Below are 18,782 nucleotides of genomic sequence, written 5' to 3' on the forward strand. Positions count from 1 at the left end.
GGCAAAGGCGGGGCGGCAGGCTTGCATGCCGGCTTTCACCCGCCCGCCGTCCCGCCTCCCCCAGTACTGCGCTTGGCCATCGTATCCGTGATGCGGCTGGCCCAGAGGCTGTTTTCATCCGCCAGCGCCTTGATCTCCCGCGCCAGATAGGCAAAGCCCGCCCCCGCCTTGCCCGCCCGTGCGGCCTCGATCCCGGTGTTGATCGACAGAATCGACAGCTTGCGGACCGAGCGCAGGATGTTTTCCGCGAGCCCGAGAATTTCGGCATTGGCGGCTTCGGTGCTGCGCAGGGTCTCCTCCAGCGTGCTGCGCAGCTGCACCTCGGCGGAGGCATCCACCACCAGCCCCTCCAGAAAGCGCAGCGTGCCGTCGTCGTCATAGATCGCGCTGCCGCGCTCGCGTACCCAGGCCGCGGAGCCGTCCGGGTGGCTCAGCCGGTAGGAGACATCCCAGGCCTTGCCCGCCGCGATGGCGGCGTCGATCTCCGCCAGCGCCCTTTCGGTGTCGTCTTTGTGCATGGCATCGACAAAGGAGAGATTGCGGTTGCCGAGGATGTCGGCGCGCGGGCGGCCGCAGAGCTCCTCCACCTGGCCGGCCATGAAATGCATCGTGAACTGCGCATCATTTGCGCAGCGGTAAACAAAGGCGCTGCCCGATGTGAACACGCTGTTGAAAATTTCCAGGGCGTTCTGATCTGTCGTTGGCTCCATGCCGGGATCCTCATTGGGGCGCCGTGGAAACAGGTAATGTCGGCGCAAAACAACATTTGACGGAAGCTTTGCGGGAATCGGTTAACAGTTGGTTAATGGGGAAAATGTATTTCCTGAAATGAAAAACCCCGGCGCTCAGGCCGGGGTTCTGCTCTTGCAAGGGGCGGCGCCGTCAGCCGATGGCAGCGGCCTTCACGTCCTCGTCGATATGGGGCAGGTACTGCTCGAAATTATCCGAGAACATCTCCACCAGCTTGGCCGCCTGACGGTCGTAGGCTTGCTTGTCGTCCCAGGTGCGGCGCGGGTCGAGCAGCAGCTCGGGCACACCGGGGGCGTTCACCGGCACGTCGAAGCCGAAGTTCGGATCCTTGCGGAACTCAACCTCCGCCAGTGAGCCGTCCAGGGCCGCGGTCAGCAGCGCCCGGGTGGCCTTGATCGGCATCCGCGAGCCGGTGCCATAGGCGCCGCCGGTCCACCCGGTGTTGACCAGCCAGCAGGTGGCGCCATGCTGGGCAATTTTCTCGCGCAGCAGGTTGCCGTAGACCTCGGGGCGGCGCGGCATGAAGGGGGCACCGAAGCAGGTGGAGAAGGTGGGTTCCGGCTCGGTCACGCCGCGCTCGGTGCCCGCCACCTTGGAGGTGAAGCCCGACAGGAAGTGATACATCGCCTGCGCCGGCGTCAGCCGCGCGATCGGAGGCAGCACGCCGAAGGCATCACAGGTCAGCATGATGATGTTTTTCGGGTGGCCGCCGCGCGCGCTTTCGGACGCGTTCGAGATGTAGTGCAGCGGGTACGCGCAGCGCATGTTGGCGGTCAGGCTGTCGTCATTGAAGTCCAGCTCTTTGGTTTCCGGATCAAAGATCATGTTCTCGATCACGGTGCCGAACTTCTTGGTAGTGGCGTAGATCTCGGGCTCCGCCTCGGGGTTGAGGTTGATGGTCTTGGCGTAGCAGCCGCCCTCGAAGTTGAAGGTGCCGTTGGAGGCCCAGCCGTGCTCATCATCGCCGATCAGCACCCGGTCCGGATCGGCCGACAGCGTGGTCTTGCCGGTGCCGGAGAGGCCGAAGAAAACGGCGGTGTCGACGGCATTGCCCTTGGCATGGTTGGCCGAGCAGTGCATCGGCATGATGCCCTTTTCCGGCAGCAGGTAGTTCAGCAGGGTGAAGACGGACTTCTTGTTTTCTCCCGCGTATTCGGTGCCGCCGATCAGGATCAGCTTGCGGTCGAAGTTCAGCGCGATCACGGTTTCCGAGCGGCAGTCGTGTTTCTTGGGATCGGCCTGGAAGGAGGGGCAGTTGATGATCGTGAAATCTGCCACGAAGTCGTTCAGGTCCTCGCGGTCGGGACGGCGCAGCAGGTGGCGGATGAACAGATTGTGCCAAGCCAGCTCGGTGACCATGCGGACGTTGATCGCATGCACCGGATCGGCGCCGCCGACCAGATCCTGCACGAAGTAGTCGCGGCCCTTCATGTGCTCCAGCATGTCCGCATAGAGCGCGTCGAAGCCTTCCGGGCTCATCGCTGCGTTGTTTTCCCACCAGATGGTGTCAGCAACGCCCGCGGTCTTTACCACGTGCTTGTCCTTGGGGGAGCGGCCGGTGAACTTGCCGGTTGTCACGAGGAAGGCGCCGCCATTGCCCAGCGTGCCTTCGCCGCGCTGCAGCGCGGTCTCGATCAGCGCCGGCTCCATGAGGTTGTAATAGACATGTCCCAGTCCCTCGATGCCCTGATCCTCGAGGCGGAATTGCGGGTTAACCCGTCCAGATGTCATGCGTTCTCTCTCCTGTGGCGGCGCGTCCAGCACGCAGGTCGCGCGCGGCTGCGCCAGGGGGCAATAGCACGGCTGAGCTGCCGTTACCGGCGGTCTTAACATGAGGTTTTGGGGGGTGAACAGGTTGCTTTCCACAGGTTAGCGCCACCACGGTAATGTTTAGCGCAACCATTTTTTGGCCGCCGCCGCGCCTTCCGCCATTCAGCAGATGCTAAGGTATTTTTGCTGCTATCGGTGGCCAGGGGCCCAGCGATTCGCTTATGGGGATTGATTCGGGGCTGCAGAAGGGCGATGAAGGTTAAAAAATACCGGCGTTGAGCAGATTAGGGGCAATTGCGATGTCAAAGATTGCTTTGGTGGATGATGACAGGAACATTCTTACTTCGGTGTCGATGACGCTGGAGGCGGAGGGGTTCGAGGTCGAAACCTACAATGACGGCCAGGCGGCGCTGGATGCCTTCAACAAGCAGCTGCCGGACATGGCGGTGCTTGACATCAAAATGCCGCGCATGGATGGCATGGACCTGCTGCAGCGGCTGCGCCAGAAGACCCAGATGCCGGTGATCTTCCTCACCTCCAAGGATGATGAGATCGACGAGGTTCTGGGTCTGCGTATGGGCGCGGACGACTACGTGAAGAAGCCATTTTCGCAGCGCCTACTGGTGGAGCGCATCCGCGCGCTCTTGCGCCGCCAGGAAGCGATCAGCGGCGATGCGTCTGGTGCCGCCAGCCCCGAGGCCAAGGTTATGGAGCGCGGCAACCTGCGCATGGATCCTCTGCGCCATTCAGTCAGCTGGAAGGGCCAGGACGTGTCGCTGACCGTGACAGAGTTTCTGCTGCTGCAGGCCCTGGCGCAGCGCCCTGGTTTCGTGAAGAGCCGCGACCAGCTGATGGACGTGGCCTACGATGACCAGGTCTATGTGGATGACCGCACCATCGACAGCCATATCAAGCGGCTGCGCAAGAAGATGCGCAGCGCCGATCCGGAATTTGCGGCAATCGAAACCCTCTACGGGATCGGCTACCGCTACAACGAAGAGTGACGTGTTTGACGAGTGGCCGGCGGTGCGCCGCCGGAGGGAGCAGGCGCGGATGCGCGATACCAGTATGATAGAGCAGCGGCCCGAAGGCGATGTTGTCCTGGGGGAGGATTGGGTCTCCCCCGATCCCGCTATGGCGCAGGAAATGCAAGTCAAGCGCGCCCGGCGCGGCCTGCTGACGCTCAAGGGCTCGCCGCTCACCCGCAAGATCATCACTTTCAACCTGATCGCCCTCACCATCCTGGTCGCGGGCATTCTCTACCTCAACTCCTCGCGCCAGAGCCTGGTGGCGCAGCGCGCCGGGGCCTTGGTGTCCGAAGCGATGCTGGTGGCTGATGTCTTCGAGGCCGAACTGCCGTCTTCCGGCGCGGTCAGCCTCGCCGCCGGGGACGGTATCGACCCGGCCCGCACCCTGGCCGGGCTGAGCTTGCGGGGCGGCGTGGAGGCCTTTGTCTTTGACATTTCCGGCAATCTGATCTCCCACGCCAAGGGCGTAAGCCGTGGTGATGCGCTTAATGCGCTGAACGAAAACCGCCGCGGCCGCACCCTGATCAGCGACGGGCTGTCGGCCTTGTGGCCCGCGGCAGGCAGCAGCCCGGCCGAAGGCGGTGCGGTGCCGATGGAGGACCGGCTGCGCGGCTTGGTCGAACGCGCCGTGAGCGGCGGCACCGGCATCGAGGCGGTGGTCGACACCAGCGGCGGCACCGTGTTCTCTGCTGCCACCCCAATCGTGCACAACGGCCGCGCGCTGGGCGTGGTCGCACTGACCTCGCCCACCGGCGAGATCGACACGCTGGTGCGCGGCGAGCGCGAACGGGTGCTGCAGATGTTCGTGGTGGCGCTGCTCGTGTCGGTCGGGCTCAGCCTGGTCTTGGCCTCCACCATCGCCAATCCGCTCGCGGACCTGGCCGAAGCCGCCGAGCTCGGCCGCGACCGCAACAACCGCAAGTCGAACCCGGGCCGGGTGCGCATCCCCGATCTCTCCGCCCGCCCGGACGAGATCGGCCGCCTCAGCCGGGCCCTGCGCGGCATGGTCAAGGCGCTCTACACCCGGATCGACAGCAATGAACAGTTTGCCGCCGACGTGGCGCATGAGATCAAGAACCCGCTCGCCAGCCTGCAGTCCGCCGTCGGAACGCTGCGCATGGTCAAGCGGGATGACCAGCGGGAGAAACTGATGGACGTGATCGAACATGACGTGCGCCGCCTGGACCGGCTGGTCAGCGATATCTCCAATGCCTCGCGATTGGACGCCGAACTCGTCAAGGAGCAGGAAGAGGAGTTCGACCTTCTCACCATGCTCGGCAACCTGAACCAATACCTGGGTGAGGACGCCCGCTCCCAGGGTATCGACTACATTACCGACCTGCCGCGGCAGCCGGTGATGATCCAGGGGCTGGAGGCGCGGCTGGCGCAGGTTTTCGTCAACCTGATCACCAATGCGATCTCCTTCTGCGAAGAGGGCGACGCAATCCGTGTCTGGGCCCGGCGCCGCGCGAACCGGGTGCTGGTGGTGGTTGAGGACACCGGCCCGGGCATCCCCGACCAGGCCCTGTCGAAGATCTTCAAACGCTTCTATTCGCAGCGTCCCGAGGAGCATTTCGGCAATAACTCCGGCCTGGGCCTCGCGATCTCCAAACAGATCGTGGAAGCGCATGGCGGCGTGATATGGGCCGAGAACATCCGCCCGACCGAGGCTGACGTGACCTCCGAACCGCTGGGCGCGCGTTTCGTCGTCGGTCTGCCCGTCTGAGCCATGCCCGCCCGCGACAGCCTCTGCCTGCATGCGTCCTGCGTGGCGCTCGAGGGGAGGGCGCTCTTGATAACCGGTGCCTCCGGCAGCGGCAAGTCGAGCCTGGCGCTGCAGCTGATGGCCTATGGCACGGCGCTGGTCGCCGATGACCGGGTGGTGCTGGAGGCGCGGGATGGCCAGCTTTTCGCGCATGCGCCCTCCGCCACCGAGGGTCTGATCGAAGCGCGCGGGGTCGGTCTCCTGCGGGCCCCGGCACAGGGTCCGGTCCTTGTGACGGCGCTGGTGGATCTCGATGACGTGGAAGACACCCGGCTTCCCGTGCGGCAAACAACGCTTATATTGGGGGTGCGGCTGATCCGGCTGCGGCGGGCAGAGGGTGCCCATTTCGCACCGGCCCTGCTGCAGTATCTGAAATGCGGAGCCCTCGACCCGGATGCCTGAACGCCATGCCTGACCACGATACGTGACCCAGATGTCTGACGCAGAACAGAAAACGGTGCCTTTGGTGCTGGTTACCGGTCCCTCCGGCGCCGGGCGCACCACCGCGATCAACGTGCTGGAAGACCTGGGCTTCGAGGCGATAGACAACCTCCCGCTGCGCCTGCTGCCTGGTCTGATCGAGGCTGCGCCCAGCCCGTCCCGGCCCCTCGCGCTTGGGCTTGACAGCCGCAACCGCGATTTCTCCGCGCCCGCGCTTTTGGACGTGATCGGCATGCTGGCGGGCCGCGGCGGGATGCAGCTCACCGTTCTCTACCTTGACGCCCAAGAAGATGTGCTCGTGCGCCGCTTCTCAGAGACCCGCCGCCGCCACCCGCTGGCGCCCGCGGAATCGCCGGGCGAGGGAGTGCGCCGGGAACTTGACCTGATGGCGCCGATCCGCAACCGCGCCGACCTCCTGCTCGACACCTCGGAGATGAACGTGCACCAGCTGAAGGCCGAGATCGAGCGCTGGTTCGCGCCTGGCGGCCGCGCCCTCGCGGTTTCGGTGCAGAGCTTCTCCTACAAGCGCGGCATCCCGCACGGCGCCGACATGGTGTTGGACTGCCGCTTCCTGTCCAACCCGTATTGGCAGCCCGGCCTTCGGACCCAAGACGGGCGCGACGCGGCGGTACAGGACCACGTGCGCGGCGATCCTCGTTTTGAGGATTTCTTTGCCCGGGTGCTGGACCTGATCCGCTTCCTGCTGCCCGCTTACAAGGCCGAGGGGAAGTCGCATTTCTCCATCGCTTTCGGCTGCACCGGCGGCCAGCACAGGTCGGTAATGCTGGCAGAAACCCTGGCCAAGGCCCTTGCGGAAGAGGGCCAGCAGGTGTCAATTAGACACCGCGAGCTGCAGGGCCAGCTAACAGGTAAGAGGCCGGGTTGATCGGAATTGTCATCGTTGCGCATGGGGGGCTGGCGAAGGAATACCTCGCCGCTGTGGAACACGTTGTGGGTCCGCAGCCCTGCCTGATGGCCATCTCCATCGGCCCGGAGGACAACCGCGATGACAAGCAGGACGAGATCTGCATCGCCGCCAACGAGGTGGACGCCGGCGACGGTGTCGTGGTGGTGACCGATCTGTTCGGCGGCTCGCCCTCGAATCTGAGCCTCAAGGCCTGCGCGCCCGCCAACCGCCGCATACTGTACGGGGCCAACCTGCCGATGCTGATCAAGCTGGCAAAATCCCGCCACTTGCCGGTGGCCGATGCGGTGCGGCAGGCAATGGAGGCCGGGCGCAAGTACATCAATGCGCAGAACGTCAACCCTGATGGGGAGCAGGCACATTAAATGGCTGTGAAAACGCTGAAAATAGTCAATGAAAAAGGGCTGCATGCCCGCGCGTCGGCCAAGCTTGTGGAAGTCGTCGAGGGCTTTGATGCCACTGCCGAAGTCAGCAGGGACGGCATCTCCGCCTCCGGTGACAGCATCATGGGGCTTTTGATGTTGGCAGCCTCTAAAGGAACGACTATTGACGTCGAAACTTCGGGCCCGGATGCGGAAGCGCTTGCGCATGCGCTGGAAGCGCTGGTGGCCGACAAGTTCGGCGAAGGCTACTAGTGGCCGGGCCGGCAGCGCAACGGGATGGGCACAGTGGCGGACACCGCACATGAAAGCAACACCGGCATGGCGCCGGACTCGGGGGCGGAACCCGGCGAGATCTACGACCGCCGCACCCTGACCTACGCCAATTCCTTTGACGACCGCTGGACCGCGCTGGCGATCAAGTCGATCGAATGGTGCACCGGCAAGATCAGCATCCTGCGCATGGTCAGCAAGTTCGAGCGCCAGAACGCCCAGTACCGCGGTCAGAAGTTCTGGCGCGGCGCACTCAACGTGATGGGCATCGACCTCCAAACCCCGCAGGCGCAGATCGAGAACATTCCCGCCGAAGGACCGGTGGTGATCGTCGCCAACCATCCCCACGGCATGGTCGATGGCATGATCTTCGCCGATCTGATCGGGCGGCGGCGGCTCGACTACCGCATCCTGACCCGTTCTGTGCTGACCGGTCTGGACGAAGCAGCAACCTCCTTCATGATCCCGGTGCCCTTTCCCCATGACCCCGAAGCGCAGCGCAAGATGGTGGAGATGCGCGGCAAGGCAATGGCGCATCTGAAAGCGGGCGGCGCGGTGGCGCTGTTCCCCTCGGGTGTGGTGATGTCCTCGGACAGCTGGTTCGGCCCCGCCGTGGAGCGCGAATGGAACGTTTTCACCGCCCAGCTGATCCGCCGCTCCGGTGCCCGGGTCGTGCCGATCTTTTTCCCCGGCCACAATTCGCGCTGGTACCAGATCGCCTGCCGGATCTCTCCGGTGCTGCGTCAAGGCCTGCTCCTGCACGAGATCGTACGCTCCTGCAACAAGCCGCAGAAACCCGTCGTGGGCAAACCGCTCACCGACGCGCAGATGGAACGGCTGCACAGCGACCCGCGTGGTTTCATGGCCTGGCTGCGCGAGCACACGCTGGCGCTCGGCAAGGACAGCTAAGGCCGCGCCAGGGCGCGCCGGATGCTGAACTGATTTCTGGAAAGACCGTGTGAGCCGGCCACGAGGGGCGCGGTACATCCGCTTCGCCCGTGGCGCAACACGGCAGCCGCCGCCCCAGTCCGAAGCCACTTTCTGACCGCAAATACCCCGGGGGGTGAGGCCCGGCAGGGCGAGGGGGCAGCGCCCCCTCTTAACGCACCCGGATCAGCGCGTCGGCACCGGCGCTTCGCCGCGGTAGTCGTAGAAGCCGCGCTGGGTCTTGCGCCCGAGCCAGCCGGCTTCGACGTATTTGGTCAGCAGCGGGCAGGGGCGGTACTTGGTGTCCGCAAGCCCGTCGTGCAGCACGTTCATGATCGCAAGGCAGGTGTCGAGGCCAATGAAATCCGCCAGCTCCAGCGGCCCCATCGGGTGGTTCGCGCCCAGCTTCATCGACTCGTCGATGGATTTGACCGAACCCACCCCCTCGTAAAGCGTATAGACCGCCTCGTTGATCATCGGCATCAGGATGCGGTTGACGATGAAGGCGGGGAAGTCCTCGGCGCTGGCAGCGGTCTTGCCGAGCCGTTCCACTACCTCCTGGCAGGCCCGGAAGGTCTCCTCATCAGTGGCGATGCCGCGGATCAGCTCGACCAGCTGCATCACCGGCACCGGGTTCATAAAGTGGAACCCCATGAAGCGCTCCGGCCGGTCGGTGCGGCTGGCCAGCCGGGTGATCGAGATGGAGGAGGTGTTGGAGGTGAGGATCGTATGCGGCTGCAGATGCGGCAGCAGGTCCTCGAAGATCGCCTGTTTGACGGTTTCCCGTTCGGTCGCGGCCTCGATCACCAGGTCGGTGGCCCCGACATCCGCCAGCGTCAGCGACGGCACGATCCGTGCCAGCGCCGCCTTCATCTCGTCTTCGGTGATTTTGCCCTTGCCGGCCTGGCGCTCCATGTTCTTGTGGATCAGGCTCAGCGCGCCGTCGAGCGCTTGCTGGCTGACGTCGTTCAGCACGACATCATACCCCGCAAGCGCCATGACATGGGCGATGCCATTGCCCATTTGACCGGCGCCGATCACGCCGACTTTCTGAATTTCCATTCCCAAGGCTCCCGAAACATTTGCCGCGATCTTATCGGCGGCGCGCGGCCGGGCACAAGGGCAGCAAGGATGGATTTGAGGCAAATTCTAGCTTTAGGGAATTTGCAATCATTCACGTTCAGGGTGAGTCTCGGGTGAAATATTGGTGGGTACTATGAGCTACGAACTCAAAAGCGCGGGGGCGCTTTGGGGTGAGCCGTGCAGATATGGCGAATCCAGATTGCTGGTACGCGGTCCCGAACGGGATTTGAGCCAGCCCTATATTGCCGTCCTGGGCGGCACCGAAGTCTACGGCAGATATGTTGACGTTCCCTTCACTGCAGGCGCGGAGCAATCGCTCGGCGTGCCCTGCATCAACCTCGGCAGCGTCAACGCCGGGCTGGACAGCTTCCTGCGAGATGAGACCCTTCTGGGCATTGCCCGGGCAGCCCGGGTTTCGGTCCTGCAGATGCTGGGGGCGCAGAACATGTCGAACCCCTATTACCGGGTGCATCCGCGCAGGAATGATCGCTTCCTGCAGGCCCAGCCGGCGTTGCAATCGCTCTATCCTGAGGTCGACTTCACCGAGTTCCACTTCAACAAGCACCTCTTGAGCACCCTGCGGGACATCTCCGCCGGGCGGTTCGAACAGGTGCGGGAGGAGCTGCAGCGCAGTTGGGTAGAGCGGATGAGCCGCCTGATCGAAGAACTCGGCGGGCGGGTGCTGCTGCTGTGGCTGCGTTACGACCTGGGCCGCGGCATGGAGTTTCCGGAAGAGCCGGTGATGGTGGACCGTGCAATGGCGGATGCGCTGCGGCCGAAAGTACGGGGCCTTTTGGAGTGCCATGCCGAGCCTGCGGGGAGCGCCAAGGACATTGCCGGCATGGGCTTCGGCCAGATGGAGCTGCCGGCCGCGCGCCACATGATCGGTCCGCGCGAACATGCCCGCATTGCCGGAGCGCTGTCGGAGCGGCTGCGCGGCATGCTGGCCGACGCGTAAGGTAGGGGTTTCGGCCCTGAACCTTGGACGAGCAAGAGAAATAGCCCGCCGCCCGGTCCGGTCCGCTGCAGTACCCGGTCCGGCCCAGGCGGATCATCATCACAATCCGGAAAAGAAGCGCCCCGTGCCCGGTAATGGTCTTCCGCGGCGCGGGACCAGTCCGTCAGGGTGACGCGCCTCGCCGGCGCGAGAGGGCGATTTGATTGAAACTCGGCGCTTCGTGGAGAGGGCACCCGGAACTGGCGGGCTAAACGTGCCGCTCGCACGTCCCTTCGCGCCGCCTCAGTGTTCCCGCGGTGTGCGGCTTCTTTTCACTGTTTGAATATCCGCTTCGAATGCGGAGCGGTTCGCCAAGGCTCCGGACCGGCAGGACATCTTTAGGACCGCGGCACCCCGGAACGAAAAGGCCCGCCATCCGGCGGGCCTCCGTATTTCCAGTGTCCCGCGCAGGATCAGAGCTTTTCGGTCAGCTCCGGCACCGCCTGGAACAGGTCGGCGACCAGGCCGTAGTCGGCAACCTGGAAGATCGGCGCTTCTTCGTCCTTGTTGATCGCGACGATGACTTTGGAGTCCTTCATGCCAGCAAGGTGCTGAATCGCGCCCGAGATGCCGACGGCGATGTAAAGATCCGGAGCCACCACCTTGCCGGTCTGGCCGACCTGCCAGTCGTTCGGCGCATAGCCCGAATCGACCGCTGCACGGGAGGCGCCAACCGCGGCGCCCAGCTTGTCGGCGAGGGCCTCGATCAGCTTGAAATCCTCTTCGGAGCCGACGCCGCGGCCGCCGGAGACCACCACGCTGGCCGAGGTCAGCTCGGGGCGGTCGCTTTCGGCCACTTTGTCCTCGACCCAGGACGACAGGCCAGGGTTCTCGGCGGCCGAAATGGCTTCGACCGATGCCGAGCCGCCTTCGCCTGCGGCGTCAAAGGTGGAGGTCCGGAAGGTGATGACCTTCTTGGCGTCCGAGGATTTCACCACCTGGATCGCGTTGCCCGCGTAGATCGGGCGCTCGAAAGTGTCGGCGTCAACAACCGCGGTCACATCCGACAGCACCATCACGTCCAGCAGCGCGGCAACGCGGGGCAGAATGTTCTTGGCGTCGGTGGTCGCGGGCGCAACAACGTGGCTGTAATCGGGGGCAAGGTTTGCGATCAGCGCCGCAGTGGGCTCCGCCAGACGGTGGCCGAGGCTTTCGTCCTCAGCGACCAGCACTTTGGCGACGCCGTCGATCCTGGCGGCTGCTTCACCGGCCGCGGCGGCTGAGGCGCCCGCGGCCAGGACAGTCACATCACCCAGGGCTTTGGCGGCGGTCACCGCCTTGGCGGTTGCGTCCAGCGCCAGCTCGCCATTGGTCACTTCGGCAAGGAGAAGAACAGCCATCACACAGCCCCCACTTCTTTAAGTTTCGCCACCAGCTCGTCCACCGAGCCGACCACGATGCCGGCCGAGCGCGATTCGGGCTCCTTGGTCTCGACAACGGTCAGGCGCGGCGTGACATCGACGCCGTAGTCGGCGGCGGTCTTCTCGTCGAGCGGCTTTTTCTTGGCTTTCATGATGTTCGGCAGCGACGCATAGCGCGGCTCATTGAGGCGCAGGTCGACCGAGACGATGGCGGGCATCTTCACCGAGATGGTCTGCAGGCCGCCGTCGACCTCGCGGGTGACCTTGGCGCTGTCGCCCTCGATTTCCACGTCGGAGGCGAAGGTGGCCTGGCTCCAGCCCAAGAGGGCGGACAGCATCTGGCCGGTGGCGTTCATGTCGTTGTCGATCGCCTGCTTGCCGCAGAGCACCAGGCCCGGCTGCTCTTCCTCGACCACTTTGGCGAGGATCTTGGCCACCGCCAGCGGTTCGATGTCCTGATGCACGTCGTCCGCCGCGACCACCAGAATGGCGCGGTCGGCACCCATCGCCAGCGCGGTGCGCAGGGTTTCCTGCGCCTGCTTGACGCCGATCGACACCGCGATCACCTCATCGGCCTTGCCGGCTTCCTTCAGGCGGATCGCCTCTTCGACGGCAATCTCGTCGAAGGGGTTCATCGACATCTTCACGTTGGCGAGATCGACACCGCTGCCATCCGCTTTCACGCGGACCTTCACGTTGTAGTCAATCACGCGTTTGACAGGCACGAGTACCTTCATTTTGCGTTCTCTCCTTAACAAACGGCAAGCCGCCCGAAGGCGACTCTCCTCCATGCTCTCGGTGCGTTGATACCGGCTAGGGTGGCGTTGCAACAGGGCAAAATCGTCACGTTAGCGCACGCCGACGTCGCGTTTGCAGCTTTGAACCAACATCTTTGCAAGAATGTTTCCCAGCGTAATTCAGCCGCGGAACAGGGCCGGGGGCCGGTGCTCCGAGGGAAAATGCCGAAGGAAAAAGCCCGATGCGAATCGGCACCGGGCAGCGTGCCGCGGGCCTAGCGGTTGGCGCCCGGCACCCAGAGCACGTCGTTCTTGCCGCCGTTGTTGGCGGTGCGGGCGGCGACGAAGAACCAGTCGCTGAGCCGGTTCAGGTATTTTACGGCGGCCGGGTTCACGTCTTCGATAGTGCTGAGCTCGGTGGTCAGGCGCTCGGCGCGGCGGGCCACCGTGCGGCAGATGTGCAGCTGTGCCGAGAGTCGTGAGCCGCCCGGCAGAATGAAGCTGCGCAGGGGCTCCAGGCCCTTGTTCATCGCGTCAATCTCGCCCTCGAGGCGGTCCACCTGAGCGGCGGCGATGCGCAGCGGCGGGTATTCGGCTTCGGCGTCCTTCTCCATTCCCGGACGGCAGAGATCGGCGCCAAGATCGAAGAGATCGTTCTGGATACGGGCGAGCGCCTCGTCCATTTCCGCCTCGGCCTCCAGCCGGGCGGCGCCAACAAAGGCATTCAGCTCGTCCGCGGTGCCATAGGCGTTGACCCGGGCCGAGTGCTTGGCCACCCGCTCGCCATTGCCGAGCGCGGTGTCGCCCTTGTCGCCGGTGCGGGTGTAGATCTTGTTGAGCACGACCATGGCGCATTACCCTCCCTGGCTGCGCAGGTAGATGTAGGCCAGGATCAGCACCACTGCAATGAATTGAAGCAGGATGCGCAGCCGCATCATCTTGTTCGCGTATTTCTTATTGAACGTCCCGCCCTTGCCAAAGCCGCCAATGCCGATCACCAGAACGGCAATGGTGGCCAGGACCGCAAGCACGGCGATGTAATATAGCGGATCGGTCATCAAGTCCCCCGGAGTATCGCCAAGCCCAATCGGCTGGGCGGGTTGGTTTGCAGAGTGGCGCTGCGGCCTGCTGTAGCCCGCGGGGCGGGCGGATGCGACCAGGAATCGCGCTACTGCAGCCGGGCCAGGATGCGGTCAATTGCCCTAGTGCTGAGCAGGCGTCGCAGCACGCCTGCGATATGGGTGGGCATGGTGACGTAATAGCGCGGCCGGGGATTGCGGGATTCGCATGCAAGCGCCAGCTTGGCGGTCACGGCAGAAGGTGGCAGCTCGAAACGATCGGGGCCGCGGCTGTTATAGAGCCGGTTCAGCAGTCCCGATTCGTAGCGGGCGCGCAGGGCCGAGCTTTTCCAGTCGATGAAACGCTCGAAGTAGGGGATTGATTTCTCCCGGATCTTGGACGTGACCGGTCCGGGCTCGATCAGCACCAGGTGGATGCCGCTGCCGCGCAGCTCCACGCGCAGTGTGTCGGTCAGTCCTTCCAGCGCGTATTTCGTCGCCACATAGGCCCCGCGCCAGGGAAAGGACACAAAGCCGAGGATCGAAGAGTTCTGCACGATCCGACCGTGCCCTTGCGCCCGCATCACCGGGATCACCCTTCGGGTCAGTTCATGCCAGCCGAAGAAATTGGCCTCAAAAATGGTGCGCAGGGCTTCAGTCGGCAAATCCTCCACCGCGCCGGGCAGACCGTGGGCGCCGTTGTTGAACAGAACATCGAGGGTTCCGCCGGTGGCCTCCAGCACTTCGGCGAGGCCCGCTTCGATGGTGGCGGGGTCGGTGTAGTCGATGCGCGGGCTAAGGAAGCCCTCGGCGCGAATCCGGTCGCAGTCGCGCTGCTGGCGGCAGGACGCGAAAACTTTCCAGCCGCGCTCCCGCATGCCCCGGGCTGCGTCCAGGCCGATGCCGGAAGAGCAGCCGGTGATCAGGATTGTTTTTTGCATGAAGCGCCCTTGTGCTGCGGCGGCCCGGCACGCGGGCCTCGCGCAGCCTTATGGGGCTTAATCGCTGACCAGGGAAGCGGCAATCCAGCCCACCCGGCCCCGCGAGGGCACCCGCAGGTGCAGCCATCCGCTGCCGTCGTCCTCGAAGACGACGACCTCGTCGCCGCGGTCAAGCTGGGTGAGCACCGGGTAGTTGGTTCCCGGCCCAAGCCGCATGTTGACACGGGTGGCAGTAATCTGGCGGACATCTTCGGCAGGGGCGGCGTCCGTCTGCTCAACCGAAACGGCCTGCGGTTCGGGCTGGGCCTGCAATGCTGCATCGGCGGCCGGAGCGGCAGCCTTCACCGGTTGCAACCCGGCGAGCCCGGCATCGAGGGAGGCAAGCTGCACCACTGCCTGCTGCCCGCCGGCAGGCGGGAAGGCGGTGCCGGAGCGGGCGATGGCGGGGCCCGCCGCAGCGATCTGCCGCCGGGCGACCTGGCTGCGCAGCTCCGGATCGGCCGCCGGGCGCACCGGCGTGGTTTCGTTCAGCGCGACCCGGGTCACAAGCGAATCTGCGTCCACCGCGGTGCGGCGGACGGGCGCCGGCGCGGGATCATGGGAAAATGCGGTTTTGGCGATATCGACAGCGGCGGAAGGGCCTTTGCGCGGTTCGAAATCCGCACCCCCGCTCATTTCGTAGAAAGTCCAGCCCAGAATAAGAAACGATGCGATCACAAGACGCGGCATAACACTAACCCCCCACGGAACTGCCGAAAAAACCTGAAAATTCAAGGACGCAGTCGATGCGCCCTGCTGGATGTTCTACGCACAGGCCTGATGTATTGTTCCGGCTTCTGGTTAAATTAGTGCAATTGCTCCGGGGGGAAACCGCGCCTTCGCGCCCTTGAAGGCAGGCCAATTGCGGATTGCGCGCTGCTATGTTCCGGTCTGGGGTGGCCCCGTGCGAATTTCGCCCGCGCCCGCTTTACCAAATTCAACGCGGACAGTATCACGCTAGCCATGAGCGACCTGGAAGATCACCACGACATCCCCGCACCTCCGGAAAACGGAGAGATTCTGGAACCGTTGCGCCGCGCCATTGGCGAGCGCTACCTGACCTATGCGCTGAGCACCATCATGCACCGGGCGCTGCCCGATGCGCGCGATGGGCTGAAGCCGGTGCACCGGCGGATCCTCTATGCGATGAACCGGCTGCGGCTGTCTTCCAGCGGCGGCTTCCTGAAGTCGGCGAAGATCTCCGGCGACACGATGGGCGACTTCCACCCGCACGGCGACGCCGCGATTTACGATGCAATGGCGCGCCTGGCGCAGGATTTCAACGTCCGCTACCCGCTGGTCGACGGCCAGGGCAACTTCGGCAACATCGACGGCGACAACCCGGCTGCTTCGCGCTACACCGAGGCGCGGATGACCTTCGTCGCCGAGGCGATGCTGGAGGGGCTGAACGAGAACGCGGTCGACTTCCGCGACAACTACGATGGCCGCCTGACCGAGCCGTCGGTGCTGCCCGCGACCTTCCCTAACATTCTGGCCAATGGCGCGGCGGGCATTGCGGTTGGCATGGCGACCAATATCCCGCCGCACAATATCGCCGAGCTGATCGACGCCTGCCTGCATCTGATCAGGACGCCTGATGCGCGCGACGAGACCCTGCTGAACTACGTGCCCGGCCCTGACTTCCCGACCGGCGGCGTCATCGTCGAGCCGAAGGAGAACATCGCCAAGGCCTACCGCACCGGGCGCGGCTCGTTCCGGCTGCGCTGCACCTGGGAGGTCGAGGACCTGGGCCGCGGCCAGTGGCAGGTGGTGGTGACCGAGATCCCCTACCAGGTCCAGAAGTCCAAGCTGATCGAGAAAATCGCCGAGCTGATTCAGACCAAGAAGGTCCCGATCCTCGCTGATGTGCGCGACGAATCGGCCGATGACATCCGCATCATCCTGGAGCCCAAGTCCAAGAACGTGGACCCCGAGCTCCTGATGGGCATGATGTTCCGCAACTCGGACCTGGAGATCCGTTTCAGCCTGAACATGAACGTGCTGATCGACGGCGTGACGCCCAAGGTCTGCTCGATGAAGGAAGTGCTGCGCGCCTTCCTCGACCACCGCCGCGACGTGCTGCAGCGCCGGTCGCAGCACCGGATGGAAAAGATCGACCACCGGCTGGAGGTGCTGAACGGTTTCATCATCGCCTTCCTCAACCTCGACCGGGTGATCGACATCATCCGCTACGACGAGGATCCGAAGGCGGCGCTGATGCGCGAAGACTGGGGCCGCGAGCACCCGCGCGCGTTCACCGAGGCCGAGTATGTCACTCCGGGCGCCGGCATGGGCGAGCTGACCGAGGTGCAGGCCGAGGCGATCCTCAACATGCGCCTGCGCAGCTTGCGCAAGCTGGAGGAGATCGAACTGGTCCGCGAGCGCGACGCGCTGCGTGAGGAGCGCGCCGGGCTGGTGGAGCTTCAGGGTTCGGAAGAGCTGCAGTGGACGCGCATCTCCGAACAGCTGAAGGACACCAAGAAGCAGTTCGGCAAGAACTACGAAGGCGGCGCCCGCCGCACCCGCTTTGCCGAGGCGGGCGAGGTCGAAGAGGTGCCGCTGGAGGCGATGATCGACCGCGAGCCGATCACCGTGGTCTGCTCGCAGATGGGCTGGATCCGGGCGATGACCGGCCATATCGATCTGGGTCGCGAGCTGAAGTTCAAGGACGGCGACGGCCCGCGCTTCATTTTCCACGCAGAGACCACGGACCGGCTCCTGGTGTTCGGCTCGAACGGCCGGTTCTATACGCTCTCGGCGGCGAATCTGCCGGGCGGGCGCGGTATGGGGGAACCCGTGCGGCTGATGGTGGACCTGCCCAATGAAGTGGAGATCGTCGATCTCCTGATCCACAACCCCGAGGGCAAGCTGCTGGTCGCTTCCGACGCCGGCAACGGCTTCATCTGCGCCGAGAAGGAGATCGTCGCCCAGACCCGCAGCGGCAAGCAGGTCTTGAACGTGAAGGACGGCGACCGCGCCAGCATCTGCATCCCGGTCGAGGGCGATCACGTGGCGGTGGTCTCGGAAAACGGCAAGTTCCTCGTCTTCTCGGTCGAGGAGATGCCCGAACTGACCCGCGGCAAGGGCGTGCGCCTGCAAAAATACAACATGGCCCGCGGCAAGCAGGGGGCGCTGGAACTGGATGGCGGCCTGAGCGACGTCACCACCTTCAACTGGGACGACGGGCTGAAGTGGGAAATGGGCGGCGGCAAGACACGGCACGAAAGCGATCTGACGCCGTGGCTTGGCAAGCGCGCCGGTATCGGCAAACGCCCGCCGCACGGTTTTCCGCGTAATTACAAGTTCAAATAAGGCCTCCCGGGCGCCTTCCTGTGCTCCGCCTGCCACCTGCGCGCGGAGTACAGGCCTCCTGCTCTTTACCCGCGTCGTAACGCAGGGCTATCTGTGGACCCGGAAATAACGGACAAGGACCCGCCATGCTGCGCATGATTGCTTCCCTCGCCGCCCTGGCCCTGCTTGCCGCCTGCGGCGAGACCCGGCTGGACGAACCGCCCGAGGACCTCGGCGCCTTCAAGCCGCGGCTTGCCTACGTCTATACCGAAAAGGCGCTGCAATGGCCGATGTCGCGGCAGGCTGATCACTCGGAATGGACCGCGCCGATCGAGAATGCACTGGAAGCCCGCCTGCGCCGCTACGAGGGCAGCCAGGAATACGATGTGGCGGTGACGCTGGAAGGTTTCATGCTGGCCCCTGCAGGGGTGCCGGTGCTGTTCTCACCCAAGAGCGTCGCGGTGGTGAACGTCTTTGTCTACGACGTCGCCGCCAAGGAATTCCTCGCCAAGAAGCATCAGATGGAGATCTTCGAAAGCACCACGGGCGAAAGCGCGGTGCTGGGCTCCGGCCATGCCCGCAGCAAGGAGGAGCAGATCGCGGGTCTTGCGGTCAATATCGCCGACAAGGTTGAGGAATGGATGGCAGAGCGGCACCGCGAAGAGGGGTGGTTTGCTCCGCGCGGCGCTGAAGCATCCGCAGATACCCCACCGGATGGCGCAGTGGCCCCGGTCCCTTCCGGCTGAGCCGGCGATTTCCGCTTCTGTCAAGCAGGAACGGGTTGATTTTTCCCCGCAAACCAAATAACCCGCCCGCGCAGAGGAAACCGGGTCCAAGCTGACCCCTCATTTCAAAAGGGCGCCTGAGGAATGGCAAAGGAAAAGTTTGAGCGTAATAAACCGCACGTCAACATCGGCACCGTCGGCCACGTTGACCACGGCAAGACCACGCTGACCGCAGCGATCACCAAATACTTCGGCGACTTCAAGGCCTACGACCAGATCGACGGCGCGCCG

At 64.5% G+C, this 18,782-nt stretch carries 20 protein-coding genes; 11 read left to right on the forward strand and 9 right to left on the reverse strand.

The features are described 5' to 3' along the window. Positions 1–35: 35 nt before the first annotated feature. The gene (locus ACOHWE_RS16475; RefSeq protein ID WP_420667815.1) at positions 36–710 is read right to left on the reverse strand and encodes a PAS domain-containing protein; all 675 of its coding nucleotides are present in this window, start codon (positions 708–710) and stop codon (positions 36–38) included. Positions 711–882: 172 nt separating this feature from the next. Continuing rightward, entirely contained in the window at positions 883–2,481 is a 1,599-nt protein-coding gene (locus tag ACOHWE_RS16480) for a phosphoenolpyruvate carboxykinase (RefSeq protein WP_420667816.1), read from the reverse strand. A gap of 338 nt (positions 2,482–2,819) precedes the next feature. On the opposite strand from ACOHWE_RS16480, the gene ACOHWE_RS16485 reads away from it, so the two are divergent. The 7 genes from ACOHWE_RS16485 to ACOHWE_RS16515 are packed head-to-tail and all read left to right on the forward strand — an operon-like array spanning position 2,820 to position 8,241. Then, entirely contained in the window at positions 2,820–3,524 is a 705-nt protein-coding gene (locus ACOHWE_RS16485; RefSeq protein WP_420667817.1) for a response regulator transcription factor, read from the forward strand. Positions 3,525–3,573: 49 nt separating this feature from the next. Beyond that, positions 3,574–5,274: a sensor N-terminal transmembrane domain-containing protein gene (locus ACOHWE_RS16490; RefSeq protein ID WP_420667818.1), complete on the forward strand. Its 1,701-nt coding sequence runs from the start codon at positions 3,574–3,576 to the stop codon at positions 5,272–5,274. A 3-nt stretch (positions 5,275–5,277) separates the two neighbouring features. Further along, complete coding sequence (locus ACOHWE_RS16495) at positions 5,278–5,715, forward strand: HPr kinase/phosphorylase (RefSeq protein WP_420667819.1); 438 nt, start codon at positions 5,278–5,280, stop codon at positions 5,713–5,715. A 31-nt stretch (positions 5,716–5,746) separates the two neighbouring features. Next, entirely contained in the window at positions 5,747–6,640 is an 894-nt protein-coding gene (rapZ, locus tag ACOHWE_RS16500; protein WP_420667820.1) for an RNase adapter RapZ, read from the forward strand. Further along, positions 6,637–7,044 (forward strand): PTS sugar transporter subunit IIA, encoded by a 408-nt coding sequence (locus ACOHWE_RS16505; protein WP_420667821.1) that lies wholly within the window; start codon positions 6,637–6,639, stop codon positions 7,042–7,044. The genes rapZ and ACOHWE_RS16505 overlap by 4 nt, the downstream gene beginning before the upstream one ends. Then, positions 7,045–7,314, forward strand: coding sequence for an HPr family phosphocarrier protein (locus ACOHWE_RS16510; RefSeq protein WP_420667822.1), 270 nt, complete (start codon positions 7,045–7,047; stop codon positions 7,312–7,314). A 33-nt stretch (positions 7,315–7,347) separates the two neighbouring features. Then, positions 7,348–8,241, forward strand: coding sequence for a lysophospholipid acyltransferase family protein (locus ACOHWE_RS16515; RefSeq protein ID WP_420667823.1), 894 nt, complete (start codon positions 7,348–7,350; stop codon positions 8,239–8,241). 204 nt (positions 8,242–8,445) lie between these two features. Here ACOHWE_RS16515 and ACOHWE_RS16520 read toward each other — a convergent pair whose 3' ends face one another. Further along, positions 8,446–9,321: a 3-hydroxybutyryl-CoA dehydrogenase gene (locus tag ACOHWE_RS16520; protein WP_420667824.1), complete on the reverse strand. Its 876-nt coding sequence runs from the start codon at positions 9,319–9,321 to the stop codon at positions 8,446–8,448. Positions 9,322–9,475: 154 nt separating this feature from the next. Between ACOHWE_RS16520 and ACOHWE_RS16525 the strand changes: the two genes are divergently transcribed. Continuing rightward, entirely contained in the window at positions 9,476–10,300 is an 825-nt protein-coding gene (locus ACOHWE_RS16525; RefSeq protein WP_420667825.1) for a DUF6473 family protein, read from the forward strand. A 452-nt stretch (positions 10,301–10,752) separates the two neighbouring features. On the opposite strand, the gene ACOHWE_RS16530 is transcribed toward ACOHWE_RS16525, so the two are convergent. The 6 genes from ACOHWE_RS16530 to ACOHWE_RS16555 all read right to left on the reverse strand — a co-directional run bounded on the left by ACOHWE_RS16530 (position 10,753) and on the right by ACOHWE_RS16555 (position 15,165). Next, a complete protein-coding gene (locus ACOHWE_RS16530; protein WP_420667826.1) occupies positions 10,753–11,679 on the reverse strand; it encodes an electron transfer flavoprotein subunit alpha/FixB family protein in 927 nt (308 codons plus the stop codon). Beyond that, entirely contained in the window at positions 11,679–12,437 is a 759-nt protein-coding gene (locus tag ACOHWE_RS16535) for an electron transfer flavoprotein subunit beta/FixA family protein (RefSeq protein ID WP_420667827.1), read from the reverse strand. The genes ACOHWE_RS16530 and ACOHWE_RS16535 overlap by 1 nt, the downstream gene beginning before the upstream one ends. Positions 12,438–12,712: 275 nt before the next feature. Next, positions 12,713–13,285: a cob(I)yrinic acid a,c-diamide adenosyltransferase gene (locus ACOHWE_RS16540; protein WP_420667828.1), complete on the reverse strand. Its 573-nt coding sequence runs from the start codon at positions 13,283–13,285 to the stop codon at positions 12,713–12,715. A 6-nt stretch (positions 13,286–13,291) separates the two neighbouring features. Further along, complete coding sequence (locus ACOHWE_RS16545; protein ID WP_420667829.1) at positions 13,292–13,495, reverse strand: twin transmembrane helix small protein; 204 nt, start codon at positions 13,493–13,495, stop codon at positions 13,292–13,294. 110 nt (positions 13,496–13,605) lie between these two features. After that, a complete protein-coding gene (locus ACOHWE_RS16550) occupies positions 13,606–14,436 on the reverse strand; it encodes an SDR family NAD(P)-dependent oxidoreductase (RefSeq protein ID WP_420667830.1) in 831 nt (276 codons plus the stop codon). Between the two features lie 57 nt (positions 14,437–14,493). After that, complete coding sequence (locus ACOHWE_RS16555; protein ID WP_420667831.1) at positions 14,494–15,165, reverse strand: SH3 domain-containing protein; 672 nt, start codon at positions 15,163–15,165, stop codon at positions 14,494–14,496. A gap of 273 nt (positions 15,166–15,438) precedes the next feature. Here ACOHWE_RS16555 and ACOHWE_RS16560 point away from each other — a divergent pair, with 273 nt between their 5' ends. The 3 genes from ACOHWE_RS16560 to ACOHWE_RS16570 form a co-directional block, all read left to right on the forward strand. Next, positions 15,439–17,787, forward strand: coding sequence for a DNA topoisomerase IV subunit A (locus ACOHWE_RS16560; RefSeq protein WP_420667832.1), 2,349 nt, complete (start codon positions 15,439–15,441; stop codon positions 17,785–17,787). A gap of 125 nt (positions 17,788–17,912) precedes the next feature. Then, on the forward strand, positions 17,913–18,512 hold the full coding sequence (locus ACOHWE_RS16565) for a hypothetical protein (protein WP_420667833.1): 600 nt from the start codon (positions 17,913–17,915) through the stop codon (positions 18,510–18,512). A 123-nt stretch (positions 18,513–18,635) separates the two neighbouring features. Then, the coding region (locus tag ACOHWE_RS16570; protein ID WP_420667836.1) for a GTP-binding protein at positions 18,636–18,782 on the forward strand (147 nt) is incomplete at its 3' end.

Origin of the sequence: Cribrihabitans neustonicus, from assembly GCF_048820895.1 — a bacterium.
Taxonomy (GTDB): Bacteria; Pseudomonadota; Alphaproteobacteria; order Rhodobacterales; family Rhodobacteraceae; genus Cribrihabitans_A; species Cribrihabitans_A neustonicus.

Coding starts and splice junctions, on each gene's coding strand:
- ACOHWE_RS16555 (WP_420667831.1), bottom strand. CDS start 15,165: ATGCCGCGTCTTGTGATCGCATCGTTTCTTATTCTGGGCTGGACTTTC.
- ACOHWE_RS16550 (WP_420667830.1), bottom strand. CDS start 14,436: ATGCAAAAAACAATCCTGATCACCGGCTGCTCTTCCGGCATCGGCCTG.
- ACOHWE_RS16525 (WP_420667825.1), top strand. CDS start 9,476: ATGAGCTACGAACTCAAAAGCGCGGGGGCGCTTTGGGGTGAGCCGTGC.
- ACOHWE_RS16480 (WP_420667816.1), bottom strand. CDS start 2,481: ATGACATCTGGACGGGTTAACCCGCAATTCCGCCTCGAGGATCAGGGC.
- ACOHWE_RS16490 (WP_420667818.1), top strand. CDS start 3,574: ATGCGCGATACCAGTATGATAGAGCAGCGGCCCGAAGGCGATGTTGTC.
- ACOHWE_RS16520 (WP_420667824.1), bottom strand. CDS start 9,321: ATGGAAATTCAGAAAGTCGGCGTGATCGGCGCCGGTCAAATGGGCAAT.
- ACOHWE_RS16510 (WP_420667822.1), top strand. CDS start 7,045: ATGGCTGTGAAAACGCTGAAAATAGTCAATGAAAAAGGGCTGCATGCC.
- ACOHWE_RS16530 (WP_420667826.1), bottom strand. CDS start 11,679: ATGGCTGTTCTTCTCCTTGCCGAAGTGACCAATGGCGAGCTGGCGCTG.
- ACOHWE_RS16475 (WP_420667815.1), bottom strand. CDS start 710: ATGGAGCCAACGACAGATCAGAACGCCCTGGAAATTTTCAACAGCGTG.
- ACOHWE_RS16535 (WP_420667827.1), bottom strand. CDS start 12,437: ATGAAGGTACTCGTGCCTGTCAAACGCGTGATTGACTACAACGTGAAG.
- ACOHWE_RS16565 (WP_420667833.1), top strand. CDS start 17,913: ATGCTGCGCATGATTGCTTCCCTCGCCGCCCTGGCCCTGCTTGCCGCC.
- ACOHWE_RS16545 (WP_420667829.1), bottom strand. CDS start 13,495: ATGACCGATCCGCTATATTACATCGCCGTGCTTGCGGTCCTGGCCACC.
- ACOHWE_RS16485 (WP_420667817.1), top strand. CDS start 2,820: ATGTCAAAGATTGCTTTGGTGGATGATGACAGGAACATTCTTACTTCG.
- ACOHWE_RS16540 (WP_420667828.1), bottom strand. CDS start 13,285: ATGGTCGTGCTCAACAAGATCTACACCCGCACCGGCGACAAGGGCGAC.
- ACOHWE_RS16560 (WP_420667832.1), top strand. CDS start 15,439: ATGAGCGACCTGGAAGATCACCACGACATCCCCGCACCTCCGGAAAAC.
- rapZ (WP_420667820.1), top strand. CDS start 5,747: ATGTCTGACGCAGAACAGAAAACGGTGCCTTTGGTGCTGGTTACCGGT.
- ACOHWE_RS16495 (WP_420667819.1), top strand. CDS start 5,278: ATGCCCGCCCGCGACAGCCTCTGCCTGCATGCGTCCTGCGTGGCGCTC.